Source organism: Cryomorphaceae bacterium, from assembly GCA_017798125.1.
GTDB lineage: Bacteria > Bacteroidota > Bacteroidia > Flavobacteriales > ECT2AJA-044 > ECT2AJA-044.
Genome location: CP059070.1, coordinates 1,237,995 through 1,258,368 on the forward strand (window position 1 = coordinate 1,237,995; position 20,374 = coordinate 1,258,368).

Sequence of the window (20,374 nt, forward strand, 5' to 3'; positions counted from 1 at the left end):
TTAGGCGTAAGAATTGCGAAAGGCCTTCCTCACGGGAGGCCTTTTTTGCGTTTAATGCAAAAATGAAAAGGCGGGCGTGGAATTCCGTAGGGCTTTTGAGCTCGGAGTTCGGAGGTTTGGTGTATGGATCAGCCCGACGCGGTTGGCGATAAATGTATATCTTACCCTTCATTAGGTTATGGAGCAATTAGACGGAATTCAACTCAATTTTAGCGAAGGCAACATGCTGTTCATGAACATCTGTTTGGCCTTCATCATGTTCGGAGTATCACTAGAGATCAAACTCGATCACTTCAAGCAAGTAGTGAACCACCCTCAGGCCCTCTTTACGGGAATCTTTAGTCAATTCATCTTTTTGCCCGTAGCGACGCTGGGACTGGTTTGGATTCTTCGGCCGATGCCGAGTCTGGCCCTGGGTATGTTTCTGTTGGCCGCCGTTCCGGGCGGAAACATCAGCAATTTTATGTCTCATTTGGCCAGAGGGAACACGGCTCTGAGCGTGAGTCTTACCGCCTTCTCGAGCGCGTTCAGTATTCTGATGACGCCTTTGAATTTTGCATTTTGGGCGGCACTATATCCACCGACCCACGATATTCTGAAGACCATTGCCTTAGATCCCGTTGAAGTATTCAAAATCATCGCATTGCTCTTGATCATTCCATTGGTGTTGGGGATTGGATTTGCCAACCAGTTTCCAAAGATTACGGAAGCCATTGTCAAGCCCATCAAGAATTTGAGCATGTTGATTTTTATTGGGTTTGTCGTCTTTGCCTTTAGGGCGAACTACAACATCTTTTTACAAGTGATTCAGTACGTGGTCATCCTTGTGTTGGTTCACCATACGGTAGCTTTGACCGGAGGATATCAAATTGCCAAGTTGATGAAACTCGATGTGCCGACACGCCGGAGCATCGCTATTGAAACAAGTATTCAAAATTCGGGATTGGGACTCATCCTAATCTTCAATTTCTTCGACGGATTAGGGGGGATGGCCATCCTTGCAGCGTGGTGGAGTATTTGGCACATTGTAGTCGGCCTTTCCATTTCGTATTTTTGGAGCCGACACGCGCCGTCGCCGGCGATTCCAAGTTAGGTATGGCAAAACACAGAAAGAGTAACATTTACCGACTTCTTCATTTTTGGATAGGGTCGGGTCTGAGAACTTTTTGGAAAATAGAGGTCAACGGACGGGAGAACCTTCCGTGGGGCAAGCCTTTTATTGTGATGCCCAATCACGAAAATGCCCTAATAGACGCCGTTATTGTCATTACGCATATGCCCGATCAACCGTACTCGATTGCTCGGGCTGGCGCTTTTCAGAACCCCGTTGTTGCTCGAATGCTCAAGCACATTCGAATGTTTCCCATTTACCGCCCTCAAGACGGTATCGAGAACATGTCGAAGAACGAGCAAATCATGCAGGACATCGTGGATTGCATGAAGGAAGGTCAGCGAATCTTGATCTATCCGGAAGGAGATCAGAATATGTCGCGCCGTTTACGCCCACTCAAGAAGGGAACATTCCGGATGGCCATGATGGCCTTGAATCAAATGGACGGAGATCTAGATCTACAAATGGTTCCGACGGGACTGACCTACGAATCGCACGCCAAAATGGGCCGCCATTGTGTTGTCAATTTCGGAAAGCCGGTGAATGTCAGGGAGATCTGGGAAGCCAACGAGCGTCACGATGCCAAGACAATCAAGGAACTCTTGCCGGTGATTTCGGATCGGATGAGGGAATTGATGATGAATATCCCGTCGGCTGAATTCAATACGACCATCGAACACCTTCGCGAAATGTATGTCACAAGTGCGTTGAAAGATGCTGGGATTAAGACAAAAAGGTATACCGATCGCTTACGGTATGATCAGGAGTTTGCCAACACCTTTGCGGAACAGGAAGATGCTCGAAAGAAGGAGTTCACGGCCTTGAAGGAGAAGATTCAAGACTTTGAGCATAGAATGCGTGACCTTAAGTTGCGTCAAGGCCTGTTTGCTCGAAAGAACTGGCCCATGCACGAACTGCTCGGTGAAGGACTGCTGTACCTGTTGAGCTTTCCCTTATTTCTCTTGGGATTCGCGATCAATATCCTTCCATACAAACTCGGTCAGCGATTCACCTACAAGATCTTTAAGTCGAAGAATTTTGAGGGAACTGGACTCTTTTTCCTCGGCCTAGTGACCCACACGCTCTGGTGGTCCATTTGGGCTTTGCTGATTGGATTGAGCAGTACCTGGTGGTTCGGACTATACTTTTATTTCTTTGCTTACGCGCAAGGCTATTTCGCCTTTGTATATGCCGGAAGAATTCGGAAATGGGCGGCCAAGTGGCGGTTCCGTGCAAAATATGCGCGACATCGAAAACACATGCAAGGCCTATACGAGACCCGTCAAGAGATTATTCAGACGGCGAAGACGATTTGGACCCCTTCGGTTTAATTCCATTGACCAAATAAACACCACTTAGGATTGCTGCCACACCGATGAAGTGGCGGGGGAGCAGCTGTTCACCGTCAATCACGCCCCAGGCGATGGCAACGATGGGAATGAGGTAGGTGACGGAGGCCGCAAAAATGGGCGTGGTCATTTTGATGAGCCCATTGAAGATCCAAACGGCAACGGCCGTTCCGATAATGCCCAGGATGGCGATGTAGCCCATCGCGCCGTAGGCGCCTGGCTCCTGAACTCTAATGCTTAAGTCTGTCGTCAAAACGTAAATGAGGGCGATGGGTCCAACAAAACTGAAGGCGAGAACTGTGATCGCCAAGGATTTAAGGTCATGTAATTGGAACTTGATGATGTTGGTGCTGATGGCGTAGAAAACCGTGGCTACAACAGCGTAGAACCCGTAGTACCAGTACTGGGCTCCTTCAAAAGAGTCCGTCGGCCACATCAAGATTGCCGCGCCGACCAATCCGAGCAGAATACCGATGACTTGGAGGAGGTGCGTTTTGAGCCCAAACCAGATTATTCCGATCAAGACGACGAAGAGGGGAACCAGGGAGTTTAGAATGCCGACGATGGAACTGTCGAGCCGTGTTTCGGCCTTGCTGAAGAGGAAGGCGGGAATGCCATTTCCAAGAGCGCCGACCAAGAAAAGTGGTAGAGCGTATTTCCACTGGAAGTACTTGTAGTATTGAAAACCGAGCAGGCCTATAAAGACAAAGGCGAAGGTCATGCGCAGCCCGCCCACCTGGTCAAAGGAATAGACCGCTAGGCCCTTCTTCATCAGGATGAATGAGCTCCCCCATATGATGGCGAGAAGGATGAGAATTAGCCAATGTCCGGCTGTTGAATCAAAGCGATTGCGCATGGCCGCAAAGGTGTGGAATAATTGCTCAGGATAAGCGTTTTACCCGTAACTTTGTTTTATGGAACTGAACTTGGAGATTGAAGGAATGAGCTGCATGCATTGCGCACGAACAGTTCAGTCCGCTTTAGAGAGCGTTCCGGGTGTGGAACGCGCTGATGTGAGCTGGGAACGTGGAAAAGCCGTGGTTGAAGGAAATGAGGTTTCCAAAGATCGATTGGTCGAAGCGGTGGCCGAAACCGAAGCCTACCACATCGTTTCAGAATAAGATTGTTAACGAGAAAAATGAGGGATATGAGAAAGGTACTTTTGTCAGGAATCATCACCGCGAGTTTGGCGCTTTTTGCCGCCTGCGGACAGCAAGCGTCAACGGAGGCAGTAGCTTCTGAAGAGGTCAGCACCGAAGTGGTAGCGGCCAGCGTTGAGTTAAGCGTTGATGGTATGATGTGCTCGCACGGATGTGTCAGCACCATTGAAAAAGCCTTGGGCAACACAGAGGGAGTGTCCTATGCCAGTGTCAATTTTGACGAAAGCTCGGCTAAAGTAGAGTTCGATTCGGAAGAGATTTCCGAAGACGAAATCATCGAAGTGATCAACGGATTGCACGATGGAATCTACACGGCCAAATTGGCTTCATGGGACGGATCGGAAGAGGAAGCTGTTGAAGGAGAGAGCAAGAAGAATTGCGACCCTTCCAAATGCGACCCTTCCAAATGTACTTCTGAAATGAAAGAAGCCTGCGTGAAAGCGGGGAAAACCGACTGCGCTAAAGCCTGCTCGGCGAAAATGAAAGAAGCCTGATCAGACTTCGGTCGGTTTCGAAAAGTGTAAAAAGGGCGCTTCGGCGGGATTCACAAAAGACACATCCGTGTCGAGAATCTCTAAAATGACTGAAGCCAGGCCCGATTCAAATTCAGAAAGGTCCTCTTCCGAGAGGGCCTTTTTTTTGTCTCCAAACGTGAGGAAATTCGGTCGATCCGGGCGGCGAAGCCAGTAAATACCTGCAGATATTTCCTGAATTTCTGTGCCTTCGGCACGATGCCAAAGCCAGCGGTAGAGCATCAATTGAACGGCCTTTTCTTGGCCTTCATTTTCACGTACGTGGGTCCATCCCTTCCACGAGATATTCTTCTCTTTGACCGACCCCGATTTGTAGTCAACAATGCACAGTGCTCCGTTTTCGCGGTGAATGCGATCAGCCATTCCTTTGATCTTAACCTCGGTTCCATCGGGAAAAATGAACTGGGTTTCCAATCGCTTCTCTGTGGCGATGAGGTGAATCTCCGTGCTTTCCACCTTCTTGCGCTCCATTTCTAAAAAGCGCCTCACATAGTTCTTGGCTGCCCGACTTCCCAGGTAGTTCTGGCCAGAGTTCGGATCTCCGCCGGCATACTTTTCGGACCAGGAGCGCTCCACTTGCTGTTCGTGCTTCGAAAGCAACTCATCCAGGGCCTCCGGGGTCAAAACCTGACCCTCGAGAGGTTTGTAGAGCTGTTCCAATGCGTCGTGCACCACATCCCCGAAGGTGCTGTCCTCCAAAGACTCTTCTACTTCATCGGCCTCCCGAAGCCGAAGTACGTATTGGAAGTAGAACTCCATGGGAGCCTGCAAATAGCGGTTCAAGGCAGAAGGACTCAATCCTTCGCGCATCAATTCCCGAAGCCGCTCCAAGAGCTCAGGAGACTTTTCGATCTGCCAAGGATTTAGCTCCGGGGCATTCAGGGGCGTGGTCACCACACCTTCTTTGTAGTCAATGGCACTCCTGGTCCGGCCCAATTCGTGCTCGATTTGAGTGATGTACCGACTGCGCTCTCCGCTTCCAAAGTCATCCGTTTGGGTGGTGTGGACCAGGTGAACCTCAGAAGCTCGCTGCAAGAGGCGGTAGAAGTGATAGGCAAAAATGGCGTCCTTTTCGGCTGTGCCTGGAAGCCCGTAGTGCTTTTTGAGGTCGAAGGGAATAAAGCTTTGGCCACCGCTCCCTTTAGGCAAGACCTCTTCATTCACGGAAAGGACAATGACGCACTCAAAATCCAAGGTCCGTGTTTCGAGCATCCCCATGATTTGAAGTCCCTGCAAAGGCTCTCCGTAGAACGAGAGTTCCTGTTGTTGCAGTAATGGGCGCAAAAAAGTACGCAGGGCCGTCAGGCTTTCCAACCGGCCGAACCGACTGTTTAGCTCGTGGAGCTGTACGAGCACTTTGTACACCTGAAAAAGGAATTCGCGCTCCCAGGGAATGCGTTCACTGTCGATTTCGTCTAATGCCGTTCGGAGGTCATGAGCCCAATCCAACAAGGAGGTAGTTCCAGAGGTCCAAGGCTCAAATATTCGCGCCACGTGTGGACTCCAAGTGCCTTCAGCTTCTTCCCATAGGGATTGAAGCCGTCCAGGTTTGAAATACATCATGTTCCGCCCTACAATAGCGCGATGTACCTCTGCTATGGGATCTTCCGGATAAGCCAATTTCCACAGAGGATGCGTCAGCAAGCGGATGACATTTCTATGATACAGGCGGAGGCCTTTTCCGGCCAAGACACCTTTCTCCATCGATTCTTGATGACGGATTAGCTGCTCCAAAAAGTCCACGACAAGTCCATGTCGTATGGAGTAACCCATGGTTACGTTCACGTGCTTAAGCTCCTTTGGAAGGGCGTTGAGTACAGGCAAAAGCAAGTCCTCATTCGCTAAGACCAGCGCCGTTCGAGTCAAGTCTGGATCAACTTCGAGGCGATCCTGAAGTAGGCGTCCGGCATGGTGTGCTTGAGCCATATTCTTGGCCGTGGCCCAGACGCGTATCTTCTTGGCGGTTGTTCCCCAGTAATCCCCAGTCCAAGGAAGCTCTCCGTCTTCCGTGAAGGCATCAATGTGCTGGAAACGCCGCAAGAACATACCCGCTTCGTGTTTTGCCGTCTCGAGGTAGAAGCGATCCACATCCCAGCGCAGCTGGGCATTGCGTTCCTTCACCAACCACTTGAACAGGGTTTCTTCCGCTTTATTGATGGCGTTGAAGCCGGCAATGTACAAGGGACCGGTCCAGGAAGGAGGCCAATGCTCCTGCGCCTGCTCCAAGTCATCGCAGAGGTGTCGATAGAGCATGCCTTGATACGCACCACTTTGCGCAGAGAGTCGATTTCGATAAGCCTGATACAAGGGCCCCAACGTGTCCCAAAAATCCAGGAATTTCTGCATGAGGGGCGTGGGTTCCGGATCTCCATCCGGCATCCAAAGCTCAATGCGCTTGATATCGACCAAGGAACGATATAGCTCCTCCGATGGAACCAAGTAGCGGTCTACTTCGTTAAAGTCCTGAAGTAGAATTTGCCCCCACTTGCTGAATTGGTCTATTGAATCTGGCGGGGAACCGTCTTCCGAGGTGTACACCTCTAGATAGCTCTCATAAAGCTCAAAGGACAGGCGGATCTTGTCAAAGGTTTTCAAACCGCTCCAACGGGACAAAAAATGTTCGATGGATAAGATCTCCGGTCCTAGTACAGGGTTGTCGATAAATTTGGAAAGCGCTTTCCGCAGAAACAATGCTGCACGGTTGCTGGGCAATACGACAATCACATCGCCGAGCTGGTTGCGATGCTCGTTCCAAATTTCCTCGGCAAGTTGGTGGAGAAATCCATTCATAGGTCGAACTCAAAAATGATAAATTTGCCTCGCCTATCATGAAGAAAGCACTCTTTTTTACTGCGAAAATGTCCTTGGTCTGTGTCTTGCTCGTCGTACTGGCGGGAAGCGTGGTACGGATGACCGGCAGCGGCATGGGATGTCCCGATTGGCCCAAGTGTTTTGGCTATCTGATTCCACCGACTGAGCGGGCCGTTTTGGAATGGGCTCCTGGCCGGGCTTTTGAAAGTGGGCAAATGATCATTCGGGATGAGGCGCTATGGGTTGCCCAGAGTGATTTCACCAGTGGCGAAGACTACGACGCCAGTCGTTGGGAAAAGTACACCCGACACGATTACGCCTTGTTCAACGCCCTCCATACCTGGACCGAGTACATCAATCGATTGATTGGAGCCTTTAGCGGTATTCCGGTCTTCTTGACCTTCGTTTTGAGCTTGGCGTGGCTACGCCGAGCGCCCAGCATTCCGCTTATGGCCTTCGGCGTTCTGATTTTGCTCGGCTTTGAGGCGTGGCTCGGGAAGGTTGTGGTCGATGGCAACCTGGTACCTGGCCAAATCACCATTCACATGTTCGGTGCATTGGCCATCGTCGCCCTGCTCTTAGCTCTCTTGAGTCGGCTTCGCCGAATCACCGGAGAGATGGCCCTACGGGCCGATGCTCGCTTTCGACTTATGCTTTCCATCGCCTTAGTACTAAGCCTTATTCAGATACTATTAGGCACACAGGTACGCGAGGAAATTGACGTCATTGCCAAGGCTCTTGGCGGTGCGGACCGCGACACCTGGGTGGACGGACTGCCCATGATTTTCAAGGTGCACCGGAGCTTCTCCATCCTGGTTTTAGGCGTGAACGCGGCTCTTGTTGCCTTCAATTGGTTGCGCTGGGAGCCCATCAAAGAAGTCTACTGGTTGGGTGGCTTGGTCCTCCTCGAGATCATCACGGGAATTACCTTGGCCTATGCCGGTTTGCCCAAGGCATTTCAGCCTGTACACTTGGTATTCTCTTTTCTGATGTTCGCCCTTCAGGCCTATGTCTGGTTTAGGACGGCTGGTTCCACTCAGTCGTCTCCATCAAGTGAATGACGTCGTCGCGTAGGTGCTCAAACACGGGCCGGATGGAGTCGTAGTTCGGCGTTGCGCGGAAGTACAGAGCCCCTCTTAGAAAGTGCTGGGTGCTGTCGGTGATGAAGAACTGAAGCTGAGAAGCTGCATCTCCCGAAATCTCATACATCACGCCATAAACCCTTCGGTCTGGATTCATAAACAGGCGTTCTTGAATACCATCGGCTTTACCGGTGTGGTTGTAGACCAGGTCGCGTGATTCCTCTAGGTATTTGAAGAGATCACCGTCGAGTGGTTTATAGGTTAGGTGAATGTCGGATTTGAAGTCCTTCATTTCCACGGTGCACCAGTAATCGGGGCGCTGTCGCATCGTGCCGTAGGCAGGGAATTCAAAAGTATAGGGGTAGTCCTCAGCAAATCGAACATAGTTGTGTTCCGGAAGATCGATGCGCACATGGCCGAAGGGCTTGGGCACGGGGGCTTCCGAACTACAGGAGCTCAGGATTAGGGCAAAGACCGCCAAGAGGTTAATTCGCATCGTCAGAGGCTTTCGGATCTAGAAGGGTCACTTTGATCCGCTTGATACGGCGATGATCAATCCCTTCTACCTTGAAACGGTATTGAAGGAAATCTATTTCTTCATTCTTATCTGGGAATTTTCCGGAGATCTCCAGGAGAAAACCAGCCAAGGTATCCGAATCACCGCGCTCTTCGTCGAATTCTTCTCCGTCAATGTCCAAGACCCGATAGAAATCGTTCAGCGGCGTCTTTCCCTCAAAGACATAGTTGTGGTCGTCGAGCTTGGAGTAGATGATGGCTTCGTCGTCGAACTCGTCACTGATGTCGCCGACAATTTCTTCTAGGACGTCCTCCATGGTCACGAGGCCAGAGGTACCGCCGTATTCGTCTACGACCAGAGCCATGTGAATTTTGCGCTCCTGAAATTCCTTCAAGAGGTCATCGATTTTCTTGTTTTCAGGAACGAAGTAAGGTGCACGAAGTAGGTTCGTCCATTTGAAGTCTTCCTCGGCATTGAGGTGGCGAAGCAGGTCTTTGATGTAAAGTAATCCCTTGACCTGGTCGAGATTTTCTTCGAAGACCGGGACGCGGGAGAATCCATTGTCCAAGATGATCTTCAGGATTTCTGGATAGCTCATCTCGGTGTCGAGGGCAATCATATCCATCCGCGGTTTCATGATCTGGCGTACTTCAATGGAGCCGAATTTCACAATACTCTCCAGCAGTTTTTGATCGTCGTCCTCCTGTTTGTCGTCCGTGGTTAATTCTAGGGCCGTACTCAAATCTTCAACCGAGATGTTCTGGCCCGAGGGCTTGAGACGTTTCTCAATAATATTGCTAGTACCGATCAGAAAGCCGCTCAGCGGTTTGACCAAGCGCCCCAGAACGACCAGTGGCTGAGACATGGTTTTGCTGAAGCGCAGACTGTTGTGGTTGGCGTAGACTTTGGGAAGTACCTCACCAAATAAGAGCAAGATGAAGGTGATACCCAAGACTTTCACCGCAAAATTCAGAACAACGTTGTTGCCGAAATCAAACAACTGGTCCATCAACAAGGTGGAGATCAAGACGATCAAGATGTTGATGAAGTTATTGGCAATAAGGATGGTTGCAAGAAGTCCTTTGGGCTTGTCCAGTAATTTGAGGACGGTGTCGTCGGCGCTGGTTTTACGTTTTTCAAGGGTCGCAAAATCCGCGGGCGTCAAACTGAAAAAAGCCACTTCAGCACCTGAAATCAAAGCAGAACTCATGAGCAGAACGGCCAAAGTAATGCCATAACCGATCGTCGTCACCGGTGTTTCGAGGAGTATGCTAAGAAGAAGTAAAGGTTCGGGGTCAGGGTCCAATCGCTGGAGGTTTGGTTCGTACTAGAAGGGCAAGTCATCTTCCTCGCCACCGCCGAGGTCGGCCGGTGCGGGTCCGCTTTTGCCTTGTGGGGCAGGATTCACTGGAGCTGCCGCCGGCGCCGAGGGAGGTGCCGGATTGGCTGAGCCCGATCCTGGACCAGGGGCTCCGAGCATCGTCATGTTGATGGCGCGGATCTCCGTATTATATCGGTCGTTTCCTTGGTCATCTTGCCATTGACGGGTGCGAATGCTTCCCTCAATGAAGATTTTATCGCCCTTTTTCAAATACTTTTCTGCCACGCCGGCCAAGCCACGTCGCAAGATGACGGTGTGCCATTCTGTATTCTCCACGCGATTCCCTTCTCGGTCGGTATAGCTTTCGGAAGTAGCGATGCGCAGACGTGCCAAAGACCCTCCATCATCGAAATGACGTACTTCTGGGTCGGCCCCGAGATTTCCGATCAACATCACCTTATTCAAACTACCTGCCATACCTGAATGCTTTCTAACAAATTTAAAATTCTCACCGAATTAAACTAGGCGAGACCCTGAGACATCAACCACTCGTGAATGACCACCGGGACGGCAAAGTTCGGAAGTTCTTCCCGATCCACCAGCACGATCCCTGGAAAGTCGGGCTTTTGCGCACTTTTCACACGCCAAAAGCGCACGTGGAGTAGTCGGTGACTCAATCGATGGACGATGCCCTCCGTCACGGACAGCACTTCTGCTTCGGGGTCCAGAATAGCCTTCCAAGCTTCGCTGTTTTGCGCCTCACGGCGCGATGTCTCCTTTTCCCCTTCGATCAACGGAAAGTCATAGAGTCCACTCCAAATACCCTTGTCCGCTCTTTTTCGGATCGCAATGCCCCCTGGACTTTCCACAAAGAGGTAGTCCATCCACACTTTTTTCACCGCGGTTTTGCCTTCTTTCACTGGGCGTTCTTGAACCTTTCCCACCGCGTGTGATGCACAGCTTTCATTCAGTGGGCAGAACATGCAATCCGGATTCTTAGGCGTGCATTGCCGTGCACCGAATTCCATGATGGCCTGATTGTGAAGGTCCGGACGATCGGTATCCAGCACTTCTTGTGCCAAGGCCGCGAAGTGCTTTTGCCCATTGGGCTTGTTGATGGGCAGATCAATATCGAAGTATCGACTCAGTACACGATATACGTTTCCATCGACCACGGCATGGGGAAGCTGGAAGGCAAAGCTGGCGATGGCCGCAGCCGTGTACGGCCCAATGCCCGCAAGTTCAATCAACTTCTTGTAGTCCGCTGGAAACACTCCGTCATGATGGTCGGTCACCTGCCGAGCGGCCTTTTGAAGGTTGCGTGCCCGAGAATAATAACCCAATCCTTGCCACAGTTTGAGCACCTCGTCTTGCGGAGTCCTTGCGAGGTCTTCAACGGTTGGATAGGCTTCCACAAATTTGAGGTAGTAGGGAAGGCCTTGATCCACTCGGGTTTGCTGTAAAATAATCTCGCTGAGCCAAATCTTGTACGGGTCTTTAGTGTCCCTCCAGGGCAGCGAGCGGTGATCTTCTTCGTACCAGTCGATTAAAATGCTTGAAAAGCGCATAAAGGCCGTGTGAATTCGTTTGACTTATAGTGCTTTAGCACGAGAAATTAAACACAATTGTGTTTTACGGTAAAGGATTTTTTGCTGTATATTTGCACCCCTGAAAAACGACATACCTATGTCGATCGTTCAATTGTAAAATACATATACAGATGACCAAGGCGGATATCGTGGCCAATATAGCGGACAAGACAGGATTAGAAAAGTTGGAAGTACAAGCCACTGTAGAAGCGTTCATGGATGAAGTAAAAGGTTCTTTGGAAGATGGCGAGAACGTTTACCTCCGTGGATTTGGAAGCTTTATCGTGAAAGAGCGCGCTGAGAAGACTGGCCGCAACATTTCAAAAAATACCACCATCATCATTCCAGCACACAATATTCCTGCTTTCAAACCAAGCAAGACTTTTGTTGAAGGAGTGAAAAACAAAGTTCGCGTAGCGAAATGAGAAAAACCGGACCGATCATATTGATCTCGGTCGGTGTTGTTCTCACCGTTCTTTTATATCTAGCGCCTAGAACAGCGCTAAATGAAACCACACCGGAAGTCACACAGACTTCTAGTGTAGATGAGTTAATCGACGAAGCCATTGAGAAAGTTCGTGGTGATGCCCCCATGGAAGGGATCATGAGCCTCCGCCAAATCGCAGAGGAACACCCGAATAACCCAAAAGCACAGTTTTACCTTGGATTGTTTAGTATTCAATCAGGTCAGTATGAAAAAGCTGTGGAGCGGTTCAGAAAGGTCGTCGAATTAGATCCAAACAACGTGGATGCCTACCGTTTCTTAGGGGATTCACACCGCAGTTTGGGCGACACGTTGGAAACCCGAGCGGCCTATGGGGCTTACCTTGAGTTGAGTACCGACGAAGAAGCCAAAGCTGAAGTGCAGGCGTTGCTGGATCAATGGAGTAATTAAAATATTATTAACGTCTTAAAGCAGAGCATTATGCCTAGCGGTAAAAAACGTAAACGTCATAAGATGGCGACCCACAAGCGTAAGAAACGTTTGAAAAAGAATCGTCACAAGAAGAAGTAAGTTCTTTCTTTTCCTTTCCCTATTGCTTTGAGCATCTGGCCGAATCCCTATTTGTAGGGACTCGCTGGCCAAAACTTTATTATTGTGAGTACCGAACTGATCATTGATAGCAGTAACGGTTCCGATGTACAAATTGCGTTGCTTAAAGACGGACGTCTGCACGAATTGCAGAAAGAAGTAGAAGGACGCCAATTTCAGGTAGGGGACATCTACCTCGGAAAAGTAAAGAAAACAGTTCCCGGTCTCAACGCCGCATTCGTTGATGTAGGCTACGAGAAAGATGCCTTCCTCCACTACCACGACCTAGGTCCTCAGGTCAAGTCCCTTTTGAAGTATCAAAAGAGAACGACAACTGGACGTCAAAAGTGGGCGCTTGAAAATTTCGAGCGGGAGAAGGATATCAATAAAAACGGGAAAATAGATGAGGTCCTCAAGAAGGGGATGGACGTCTTGGTCCAAGTGGCCAAAGAGCCCATCTCCACGAAAGGTCCACGTATCAGCTCTGAGATTTCGATCGCAGGCCGATACTTGGTACTGATGCCTTTCTCAGATCGCATCTCAGTTTCTTCCAAAATTCCGGACAAAGAAGAACGGAACCGACTTCGCCGATTGATTGAATCCATTCGCCCGAAGGGTTTTGGAGTCATCATTCGTACCGTGGCTACCGGGAAAAAAGTAGCCGACCTTCACCAGGATATGAATGACTTGGTGAAGAGGTGGAAGAATATGCACCGACTCTTGCCTCGCAAGAAAGCGCCGTACCGTATCCTGACCGAAATGGATCGTGCGACAGCTATTCTCCGGGACATCTTTAACGAAACGTTCACCAGCATCGTCGTTGACGATGAAGAGCTGTTCAACGACGTGAAAGAGTACATCGGAACGATTGCTCCCGACAAGGAGAATATCGTGAAGCTGTACCAAGGACGCATTCCGTCCTTCGAACACTTCGGAATTGAACGGCAGATCAAGGCCGCCTTTGGCCGGAGCGTTTCCATGAGCAAGGGAGCCTATTTGATTGTGGAGCACACGGAAGCCCTTCACGTGGTGGATGTGAACTCTGGAAACCGCAGCAACAGTAAGGAGAACCAAGAGCAGAACGCGCTTGAGGTGAACCTGATCGCGGCCAAGGAGATTGCCCGACAATTGCGCCTGCGCGATATGGGTGGTATCATCGTTGTCGACTTCATCGATATGCAGAAGAAGGAGAACCGTCAGGCCTTGTACAAAGGCTTGAAGGAAGCGATGGACGAAGATCGCGCCAAACACAAGATCTTGCCTCCGAGTCGATTTGGGCTGGTCGAGATCACTCGTCAGCGCGTGCGCCCAGAAATGAACATCAAAACCCGAGAGGAAGATCCAGACGGTGGAGGAGAGGTGGAAGCCCCAATCCTGATCATCGATAAGATGGAAGCGACTTTAGAAGCTTTGATGAACAAGGGTGAGAAGGTTCACGAATTGCATACCCATCCCTTTATAGCGGCTTATCTCAACACCGGTTGGAGAAGCATGCGCAAGAAGTGGAATGCGACGTATAAAATGAAATTCAAGGTGATTCCCCGAGACGCCTATAAGTATCTCGAGTTTCATCTTTTCGATAAGAACGGCGAAGAGTTAAACGCCTGACGAGTCGATACTAAGTGCGCGTAGGTTTTTGTAGTCGATCAGCAGCGGTATAGCCGATGCGGCGACGAACAGTCCTCCAAACAAATACGCGTATCGGACCGTAGGTCCACCCATGAAATAGGGTAGGCTGAAGACTCCGATAAGCACCGAGCGCACAATTAAATTGATTACCGTAAAAACACTATTCGTGCGACCGATCACGTGGTTAGGGATTTGGTTGAAGAGAAAGGTCACGCGAATGATTCGAGTACCGGCATTGGTGATACCTGTAAGGAATAGGCAGGTGTAGAAGAGCAGGGTCACCTGGCCGAGACTCAAGTAGACAAAGACCGAGCCCGCCAAGAGCATCAGGATGATGACCGAGGCGATGTTGTTAGTTCGGGAAAATATTCGCCGAATGGCGAATCCGGCCGTGAGCGCGCCGACAGCGTAGTACGCCTGTCCACTCGCGAACAGGTCGGGTCCGGAAGACATCCATTGGTTGACGTACTGAGGGAGGACGACGAGGATTTGGACCAGAACGAAGGCGAAGAGCGAATGTGTGAAGAGTCCATATTTGAAGACCAAAGGATGTTTACGGAAATAGCGGAATCCCGCTTGGAGTCGATCGAGGACCCTTCCTCGGTCGACTTTTTTCTTTTCCGTAGGAGTGTATTTGATCCGGCTGATCAGCAGCATGGCCAAGAAATAGGTCGAGGCGTCAAAGGCAAAGATTAAATGTAGATCCCAAGCTTCAATGGCAAAGGGTAGCTCCACATTCAACCCCAATACATTGATGGCTTCGTAAGCTACGGTCCCGCTGATCAAAACGGCCGCTGTTGCCCCGCTGAAGACCTTGGTTGCTTGATTCTGAATCTCGAAGAGACTGTTGATGCGTCCGTAGTCTTTCGGGTCAGTAATCTCTTGCCCAAAGGCGTAGAGGGCGGGGTAGTGGATGTTGAAGAAGAGCGAGGTCATGCCAAAGACGGACAGGATCATCCAAGAAGGCATCGCGCCGTAGGCGAAACCGTAAATGGCCGCTAAGGCAACTAATGAACCAGCGATTAAATTGGCGTATAGGAAGAGTGATTTGCGCGAATAACGATCAATGAGCGTTCCTGCATAGAGGCTCCAGAATAGACTTAAAAAGGTGACGAGGCCATAGACAACGGCGAAGAGGCTGCTCTGGTCCAGGACGTCCGCAAAGTACCACGGCACGGCGAGAACCGAAATGCCCTGGGCAAAGCCCGAAACGATGTTCGAGCTGAGGAGAAAAGTCAGGGCCGAGCGGTTTTTCATTTGGGCCGAAGGTAGGTATCTTTAGTACATGTCAACATCAGAATCCTCATCAAGTTCTTTTGCTGAAGTCCGCGGTGACTTAGAGCGCTTTTGTGCGTATCAAGAGCGCGCCCAGTTTGAGGTGGAACAGCGCCTTCAGAAGTACGATCTAGATGCGGAACAATCGGATGAATTGATGGTGCACCTGATTTCGAACGGCTTTTTGAATGAGGAGCGCTTTGCACGTTCCTTTGCACGGGGGAAGTTCAGGTCCAATAAATGGGGACGATACAAAATCCGGCAGGCTCTGAAGCTCAAACGCGTATCCGAGGTCTGCATCAATGCTGGCCTTTCGGAAATTGATGATGAGGAGTACTATCGAGTACTCACCGATCTACTGGAGCGCAAAGCGGCCAGTGTCAAAGACAAGAACGCCTTTACGCGAAATCGGAAAATCGCCAACTACGCGCTTCAGAAGGGATTTGAATCAGACCTGGTCTGGGACATTCTCAACTCAGACCACTAATCCGTCCGTGATCGTCGACGTCCATGTGGTAGGCTGCCGGTTCTTTCGGAAGTCCGGGCATCCGCATAATGGTCCCGGTGATCGGAATCACAAATCCCGCACCCGCCGCGATCTCAATCCCGCGCACATGTAGAATGTGGTTTTTCGGGCGGTTCTTCAGCTTCTCATTGTCCGATAGACTCTTCTGCGTTTTGGCGATGCACACCGGTAGTCCATCCAATCCTAGGCGGGCGATGCGACGCAAGTCCCGTTCCGCATTGGAATCAAATTCGACTTCCGAAGCTCCATAGATTTCTTGAGCGACCTTTTCAATCTTCTCTTTCACCGTAAGATCCCAGGAGTACAGGGTCTTGAAGCTCCCTTTGCGCACTCCGTTCACGGCTTCCACTACAGCACGTGCTAGGGCTTCCGTACCCTCACTGCCTTTGGCAAACCCCTCGCTCACCACCGCTTTGACACCGTGTTGTGCACAGAGTTCCTGAATCAAAGCATGCTCTTCAGGGTCATCGGTATGAAAAGCGTTGATGGCGACCACCGGTTCGATGTGGTATTTACGAACGATTTCGAGGTGCGCCAAGAGGTTTTGGAAGCCCTTTCGGACCGCTTCTACATTGGTTTCTTTCAATTGATCCAAGGCTACACCTCCGTGGTAATGGAGTGCTTGTACCGTCGCGACCACTACCGATGCGCTGGGCTTCAAGCCCGAGTATCCACACTTGATATCGAAGAATTTCTCGGCACCCAAATCACTGGCAAACCCGGCTTCTGTCACCACGTAGTCCGATAAGCTCAAACCCATCTTGGTCGCGATGACGGAATTGGTGCCTTGCGCAATATTGGCAAAGGGACCTCCGTGCAGTATTGCGGGGTTTCCTTCGAGTGTTTGAACGAGATTCGGTTTAATCGCATCTCGAAGAAGTAAAGCCATGGCGCCTACGGCGCGAATATCACGCGCATAGACCGGTTCAAGCTTCCTCGTGAAACCGACCAATATATTTCCTAGGCGCTCCTTTAAGTCTGCGAAGTTCTCGCTCAGGCATAAAATGGCCATAATCTCAGAGGCGGGGGTGATATCGAAGCCACCCGTTCTCGGGAATCCATTTGTGGGTCCGCCCAAACCTACCGTGATCTCGCGAAGTGAGCGATCATTCATGTCCGTCACCCGCTTCCACAGAATGCGCCGAGCGTCAATCAAGGGCTCGTGCCCATAGTGCAGATGATTGTCAATCATGGCGGCCAAGAGGTTGTTGGCGCCTGTGATCGCTGCGAAGTCGCCCGTAAAGTGGAGGTTGATTTCTTCCATGGGGACCACCTGGCTATAACCTCCACCGGCAGCACCTCCTTTGATTCCGAACACTGGACCAAGACTCGGTTCGCGAAGAACCACAGTCGTTTTCTTCTTGATTCGGTTCATACCCTCGGCCAGTCCGATGGAAACCGTTGTTTTCCCTTCACCCGCAGGAGTAGGGGTCATCGCCGTAACGAGGATGAGCTTTCCGAAATGACTCGGATCTGGATCGAGGTATTTGAGTGGGATTTTGGCCTTGGTTGGCCCATAGAACTCGAGGTCCTCGGCGTTCACGCCAATTTCAGAGGCCACTTCCGCCAACGGGCGCATTTCATTTTCCTGTGCGATCTCGAGATCTGACTTCATGGATTAGAAGTATTTGATGTATTCGTAAAGAGAGTCGATTTGTTGGTGAAGGCGTCGATGGAATTTGACCCGTTCCTTGGATGAGCTCTTGCTCAGTAGGATGCTATTGTCCATTTGGTCATGCGCCCACTTTTCAATTTCTCCGCAGTAGTTCTGGTCTACGGTGCTCAAGTAATTCAGCCCGCTGTATGGGGCAAAATAGAGTTTACGATCCTCAGTCAGGCCCAAAACGGAATTGTCCATGACCAGGAGTTCGTGGTAGTATAATTTGAAACTAGTCCCCGGGATGGGCTCACCGGTGGCCGGATTTATTTTTTGACCCAATTTTGCCTGCTCAATGACCAAGTCTACTTGCTTCCGAACATCATCAAGTATGGAAAGGGCAAGGCGCTGAGTCTTGATGGCTCCCATTTCATAATAGTACTTCAGTTGTTTCAGGACACTGGAAATTGTGCTGTCCGTCCAAAACTCGGTACTGGATAGCTTCTGGTAGTTCAAGGCCATTTGTTGTCCCGCCTGAAGCAAGGGTTCCGGTGCGCTGCCTTCACTGTATACCTCTTGCTGCTCATCGCTAAAGTTGTAGAGGGATTTGGCCCAAACAAAGGATTTAAATCCGCCGATTTGGCCGAAGAGGAAGTTGTAGAAAATGGGAATATCCTTGGCCATATAGAGCATGTGTCCATCTTCTTGCCTCAAGGCACTGATGTGACCGTCGTTCTCAGAATAGATCTCTCGAAGTCGGTCCAGATTGTCGATGGCTCCTAAACGCTGAAAAGCAATGTGGGTGCTTTGCCCACCAGTGAGTGCACCGTTTGAAAGTCCCGCATGCTGCATGAGCTGCATGCCTTCGTCAAAGCTTAGAGCGGTGTCTCCTCGCAGTCTTCGGTAGGCGCTGTCAAGACTGACATGAAGGGTTTCGGAAAGGACTTTGGCGGCTTCTTTGGTATCCGGTAAACGGTTCTTCCAAAGCTCCAGGAGCTCGGACTGATATTTCATGTTGTTTAGGTTAGGACTTAGGTTGACCCCAAGTACGGAAAAAGCACCTGACCAAACAAAAAAAGTCCCTATGCCGAGAGTGCCGACATAGGGACCTTAAAGTTGATTATGAAAAATCTTACTGAACGATCAGTTTAGAAGTGTTCACTGATCCAGCCTCGTTTACAACGTTCAAGAAGTAGATTCCCGAAACGAGGTTTCCGCGCTCGATGCTCACGTTTCCGTTCACGCCGTTCATGTTGCGAACAATGCGGCCGGTTACGTCAACCATAACAACGTCAAACTGTCCTTCTGTTGGAAGAGCAATTACAGCTCCTTCAGACATTGGGTTCGGCATAATAGTCAAAGACTCTTTGCTGAATTCATCAACGCTGATGCTCAACTCTGTACAGCTGTTGAATACGTGCTGGAAGATGTGCATTTGATCGTCCGTACGCGTTGCAATCCGGTTGTCTGGGAATGATCCGTTGACCACACCACATCCGTCTTGTGCAAAGTCGTAATCTTCTTCAACTGTTCCGGTCGCATTTGGTGTACCGTTCACGAACTTGTACTGCGCAGATCCTGGGCAGAAGTCGTTCAATACCAATTCGAAGACTGCTGGGTTTGTTGGGGTTGGGCTCAATTGAAGCGCTCCATCTTGCCAGTTAGGCTCGGTGAAGTCTCCCATGATCCATACACCACCAGACTGCAATACTTCATTGCTCATGTCTACGCGGAAAGTAACTGGACCGTTCGCTGGTTTAGGTGCACAAGCACCGTAAACATCAGCACCGAAGCAGCGCACATCCAAAGTAGTATCACTAGACAGGTCGACAATTTTGTCGCCACCGCCTTCCCAGTTATCACTACCAGGCTTGATGATACGAGCTTTGTACTTAACTTCACCAGAGTCTGCCATTACAGTAGTCTCGTAGATTCCGTCTCCATCTGGATCCAATGCCCAAGTACGTGTTCCTCCCCATCCGTTGAAGGTACCTGCAACGTCAACAGAGTCACCGGCAGCAATATCCAACAAACAGCTCGCACTCAAATCTACTTGAATGGTCATGCTGTATTGTGGAAGCGGAGCTGCTGGACAAGCCGTACACATACCGAAGCAAAGTGGTCCCCCCACAGTGTCCCCGGCCAATACGATTTCGCGGTTTCCACCTACTTCACAAGCAGAAGGAACGCTTTCATTGTCTGACCAAGCGTCTCCGTTGATGTACTTGTACTGGTAGGTTCCAGCAGGTACGTAGAAGATACCTTGGTAAACTCCGTCACCCAATACGTCAAACAGCTCGGTTGTTGAAGGGTCCCAGTCTCCTGGTGCTCCAGCCGCAGCTTGGAAGTTACCCGCAACGTGGATTCCGTTTGCACTTGGGGTTTGCATGTTCATGTCCACCATTTGACGCCAAGCAACCATGCCGACCGGAGCTCCTGCTCCATATACTACGGCTGGAAGTGTGGTGTCGCTTACGACTGAAACGAAACGATTGTAGTTACCGTTGCTTGGCTGAATACCAGCAACAGCGGGTGGAGCCTCATCGCTACCCCACGCGTTACCGTTGATGTACTTGAACTCGTAGTTTCCAGCTGGCAACGAAACAGATACTTCGTAGATGGTACCAGAAACCAAGGTCAATGAAGTAGCGGCAGGATCCCAGTCTCCTGGAAAACCGGCGGCTGCTTGAAAGTTACCGGCAATATGTGGTCCATTTGGATCCACAGTCTGTCCGGTCATGTCGACTTGGAAGGTCACATTGTACGGCTGCGCAATGGCAGACCCCCCGAACAACAAACCTGCCAACAGAAAAGTGTAGAGCTTTTTCATAGGTCTATGAG

19 protein-coding genes are annotated in these 20,374 nt (G+C 50.3%); 9 read left to right on the forward strand and 10 right to left on the reverse strand.

Features of this window, described 5'->3' with window-relative positions; translation table 11 throughout:
- Positions 1 to 178: 178 nt before the first annotated feature.
- The gene (locus HZ996_05195) at positions 179 to 1,093 is read left to right on the forward strand and encodes a bile acid:sodium symporter family protein (protein ID QTN38568.1); all 915 of its coding nucleotides are present in this window, start codon (positions 179 to 181) and stop codon (positions 1,091 to 1,093) included.
- Between the two features lie 2 nt (positions 1,094 to 1,095).
- Positions 1,096 to 2,442: a 1-acyl-sn-glycerol-3-phosphate acyltransferase gene (locus HZ996_05200; GenBank protein ID QTN38569.1), complete on the forward strand. Its 1,347-nt coding sequence runs from the start codon at positions 1,096 to 1,098 to the stop codon at positions 2,440 to 2,442.
- On the opposite strand, the gene HZ996_05205 is transcribed toward HZ996_05200, so the two are convergent.
- Positions 2,402 to 3,316, reverse strand: coding sequence for a DMT family transporter (locus tag HZ996_05205; GenBank protein QTN38570.1), 915 nt, complete (start codon positions 3,314 to 3,316; stop codon positions 2,402 to 2,404). The two genes, HZ996_05200 and HZ996_05205, sit on opposite strands and share 41 nt — an antisense overlap.
- 58 nt (positions 3,317 to 3,374) lie before the next feature.
- Here HZ996_05205 and HZ996_05210 point away from each other — a divergent pair, with 58 nt between their 5' ends.
- Together HZ996_05210 and HZ996_05215 are read left to right on the forward strand one after the other, a co-directional pair.
- Entirely contained in the window at positions 3,375 to 3,581 is a 207-nt protein-coding gene (locus HZ996_05210) for a cation transporter (protein QTN38571.1), read from the forward strand.
- A 26-nt stretch (positions 3,582 to 3,607) separates the two neighbouring features.
- The gene (locus HZ996_05215; GenBank protein ID QTN38572.1) at positions 3,608 to 4,114 is read left to right on the forward strand and encodes a heavy-metal-associated domain-containing protein; all 507 of its coding nucleotides are present in this window, start codon (positions 3,608 to 3,610) and stop codon (positions 4,112 to 4,114) included.
- Here HZ996_05215 and HZ996_05220 read toward each other — a convergent pair whose 3' ends face one another.
- Complete coding sequence (locus tag HZ996_05220; GenBank protein ID QTN38573.1) at positions 4,115 to 6,943, reverse strand: PD-(D/E)XK nuclease family protein; 2,829 nt, start codon at positions 6,941 to 6,943, stop codon at positions 4,115 to 4,117. It lies immediately after the preceding gene.
- Positions 6,944 to 6,981: 38 nt separating this feature from the next.
- On the opposite strand from HZ996_05220, the gene HZ996_05225 reads away from it, so the two are divergent.
- Complete coding sequence (locus tag HZ996_05225) at positions 6,982 to 8,025, forward strand: COX15/CtaA family protein (GenBank protein ID QTN38574.1); 1,044 nt, start codon at positions 6,982 to 6,984, stop codon at positions 8,023 to 8,025.
- Here the strand turns inward: HZ996_05225 and gldD are convergent.
- The 4 genes from gldD to mutY are packed head-to-tail and all read right to left on the reverse strand — an operon-like array spanning position 7,982 to position 11,452.
- Entirely contained in the window at positions 7,982 to 8,542 is a 561-nt protein-coding gene (gene gldD, locus HZ996_05230) for a gliding motility lipoprotein GldD (GenBank protein ID QTN38575.1), read from the reverse strand. The genes HZ996_05225 and gldD overlap by 44 nt on opposite strands.
- Complete coding sequence (gene gldE / locus HZ996_05235; protein ID QTN38576.1) at positions 8,532 to 9,869, reverse strand: gliding motility-associated protein GldE; 1,338 nt, start codon at positions 9,867 to 9,869, stop codon at positions 8,532 to 8,534. Before gldE ends, gldD begins: the two co-directional genes overlap by 11 nt.
- 21 nt (positions 9,870 to 9,890) lie before the next feature.
- Positions 9,891 to 10,361 (reverse strand): single-stranded DNA-binding protein, encoded by a 471-nt coding sequence (gene ssb, locus HZ996_05240; GenBank protein QTN38577.1) that lies wholly within the window; start codon positions 10,359 to 10,361, stop codon positions 9,891 to 9,893.
- A 44-nt stretch (positions 10,362 to 10,405) separates the two neighbouring features.
- Entirely contained in the window at positions 10,406 to 11,452 is a 1,047-nt protein-coding gene (gene mutY, locus HZ996_05245; protein QTN38578.1) for an A/G-specific adenine glycosylase, read from the reverse strand.
- A 152-nt stretch (positions 11,453 to 11,604) separates the two neighbouring features.
- Between mutY and HZ996_05250 the strand changes: the two genes are divergently transcribed.
- The 3 genes from HZ996_05250 to HZ996_05260 all read left to right on the forward strand — a co-directional run bounded on the left by HZ996_05250 (position 11,605) and on the right by HZ996_05260 (position 14,114).
- The gene (locus HZ996_05250) at positions 11,605 to 11,898 is read left to right on the forward strand and encodes an integration host factor subunit beta (protein QTN38579.1); all 294 of its coding nucleotides are present in this window, start codon (positions 11,605 to 11,607) and stop codon (positions 11,896 to 11,898) included.
- Positions 11,895 to 12,368 (forward strand): tetratricopeptide repeat protein, encoded by a 474-nt coding sequence (locus HZ996_05255; protein ID QTN38580.1) that lies wholly within the window; start codon positions 11,895 to 11,897, stop codon positions 12,366 to 12,368. The genes HZ996_05250 and HZ996_05255 overlap by 4 nt, the downstream gene beginning before the upstream one ends.
- A 204-nt stretch (positions 12,369 to 12,572) precedes the next feature.
- Positions 12,573 to 14,114 carry an Rne/Rng family ribonuclease gene (locus HZ996_05260; GenBank protein QTN38581.1) on the forward strand — a complete coding sequence of 514 codons (1,542 nt, stop codon included), beginning with the start codon at positions 12,573 to 12,575 and terminating at the stop codon, positions 14,112 to 14,114.
- Here HZ996_05260 and HZ996_05265 read toward each other — a convergent pair.
- Positions 14,103 to 15,392: an MFS transporter gene (locus tag HZ996_05265; GenBank protein ID QTN38582.1), complete on the reverse strand. Its 1,290-nt coding sequence runs from the start codon at positions 15,390 to 15,392 to the stop codon at positions 14,103 to 14,105. The two genes, HZ996_05260 and HZ996_05265, sit on opposite strands and share 12 nt — an antisense overlap.
- 28 nt (positions 15,393 to 15,420) lie before the next feature.
- Here HZ996_05265 and HZ996_05270 point away from each other — a divergent pair, with 28 nt between their 5' ends.
- Positions 15,421 to 15,897 (forward strand): RecX family transcriptional regulator, encoded by a 477-nt coding sequence (locus tag HZ996_05270; protein QTN38583.1) that lies wholly within the window; start codon positions 15,421 to 15,423, stop codon positions 15,895 to 15,897.
- Here HZ996_05270 and HZ996_05275 read toward each other — a convergent pair.
- The 3 genes from HZ996_05275 to HZ996_05285 form a co-directional block, all read right to left on the reverse strand.
- Positions 15,881 to 17,551 carry a formate--tetrahydrofolate ligase gene (locus HZ996_05275; protein QTN38584.1) on the reverse strand — a complete coding sequence of 557 codons (1,671 nt, stop codon included), beginning with the start codon at positions 17,549 to 17,551 and terminating at the stop codon, positions 15,881 to 15,883. The genes HZ996_05270 and HZ996_05275 overlap by 17 nt on opposite strands.
- Before the next feature lie 3 nt (positions 17,552 to 17,554).
- Positions 17,555 to 18,547 (reverse strand): hypothetical protein, encoded by a 993-nt coding sequence (locus HZ996_05280; protein QTN38585.1) that lies wholly within the window; start codon positions 18,545 to 18,547, stop codon positions 17,555 to 17,557.
- A 118-nt stretch (positions 18,548 to 18,665) separates the two neighbouring features.
- Entirely contained in the window at positions 18,666 to 20,363 is a 1,698-nt protein-coding gene (locus tag HZ996_05285; GenBank protein ID QTN38586.1) for a T9SS type A sorting domain-containing protein, read from the reverse strand.
- Between the last annotated feature and the right edge of the window lie 11 nt (positions 20,364 to 20,374).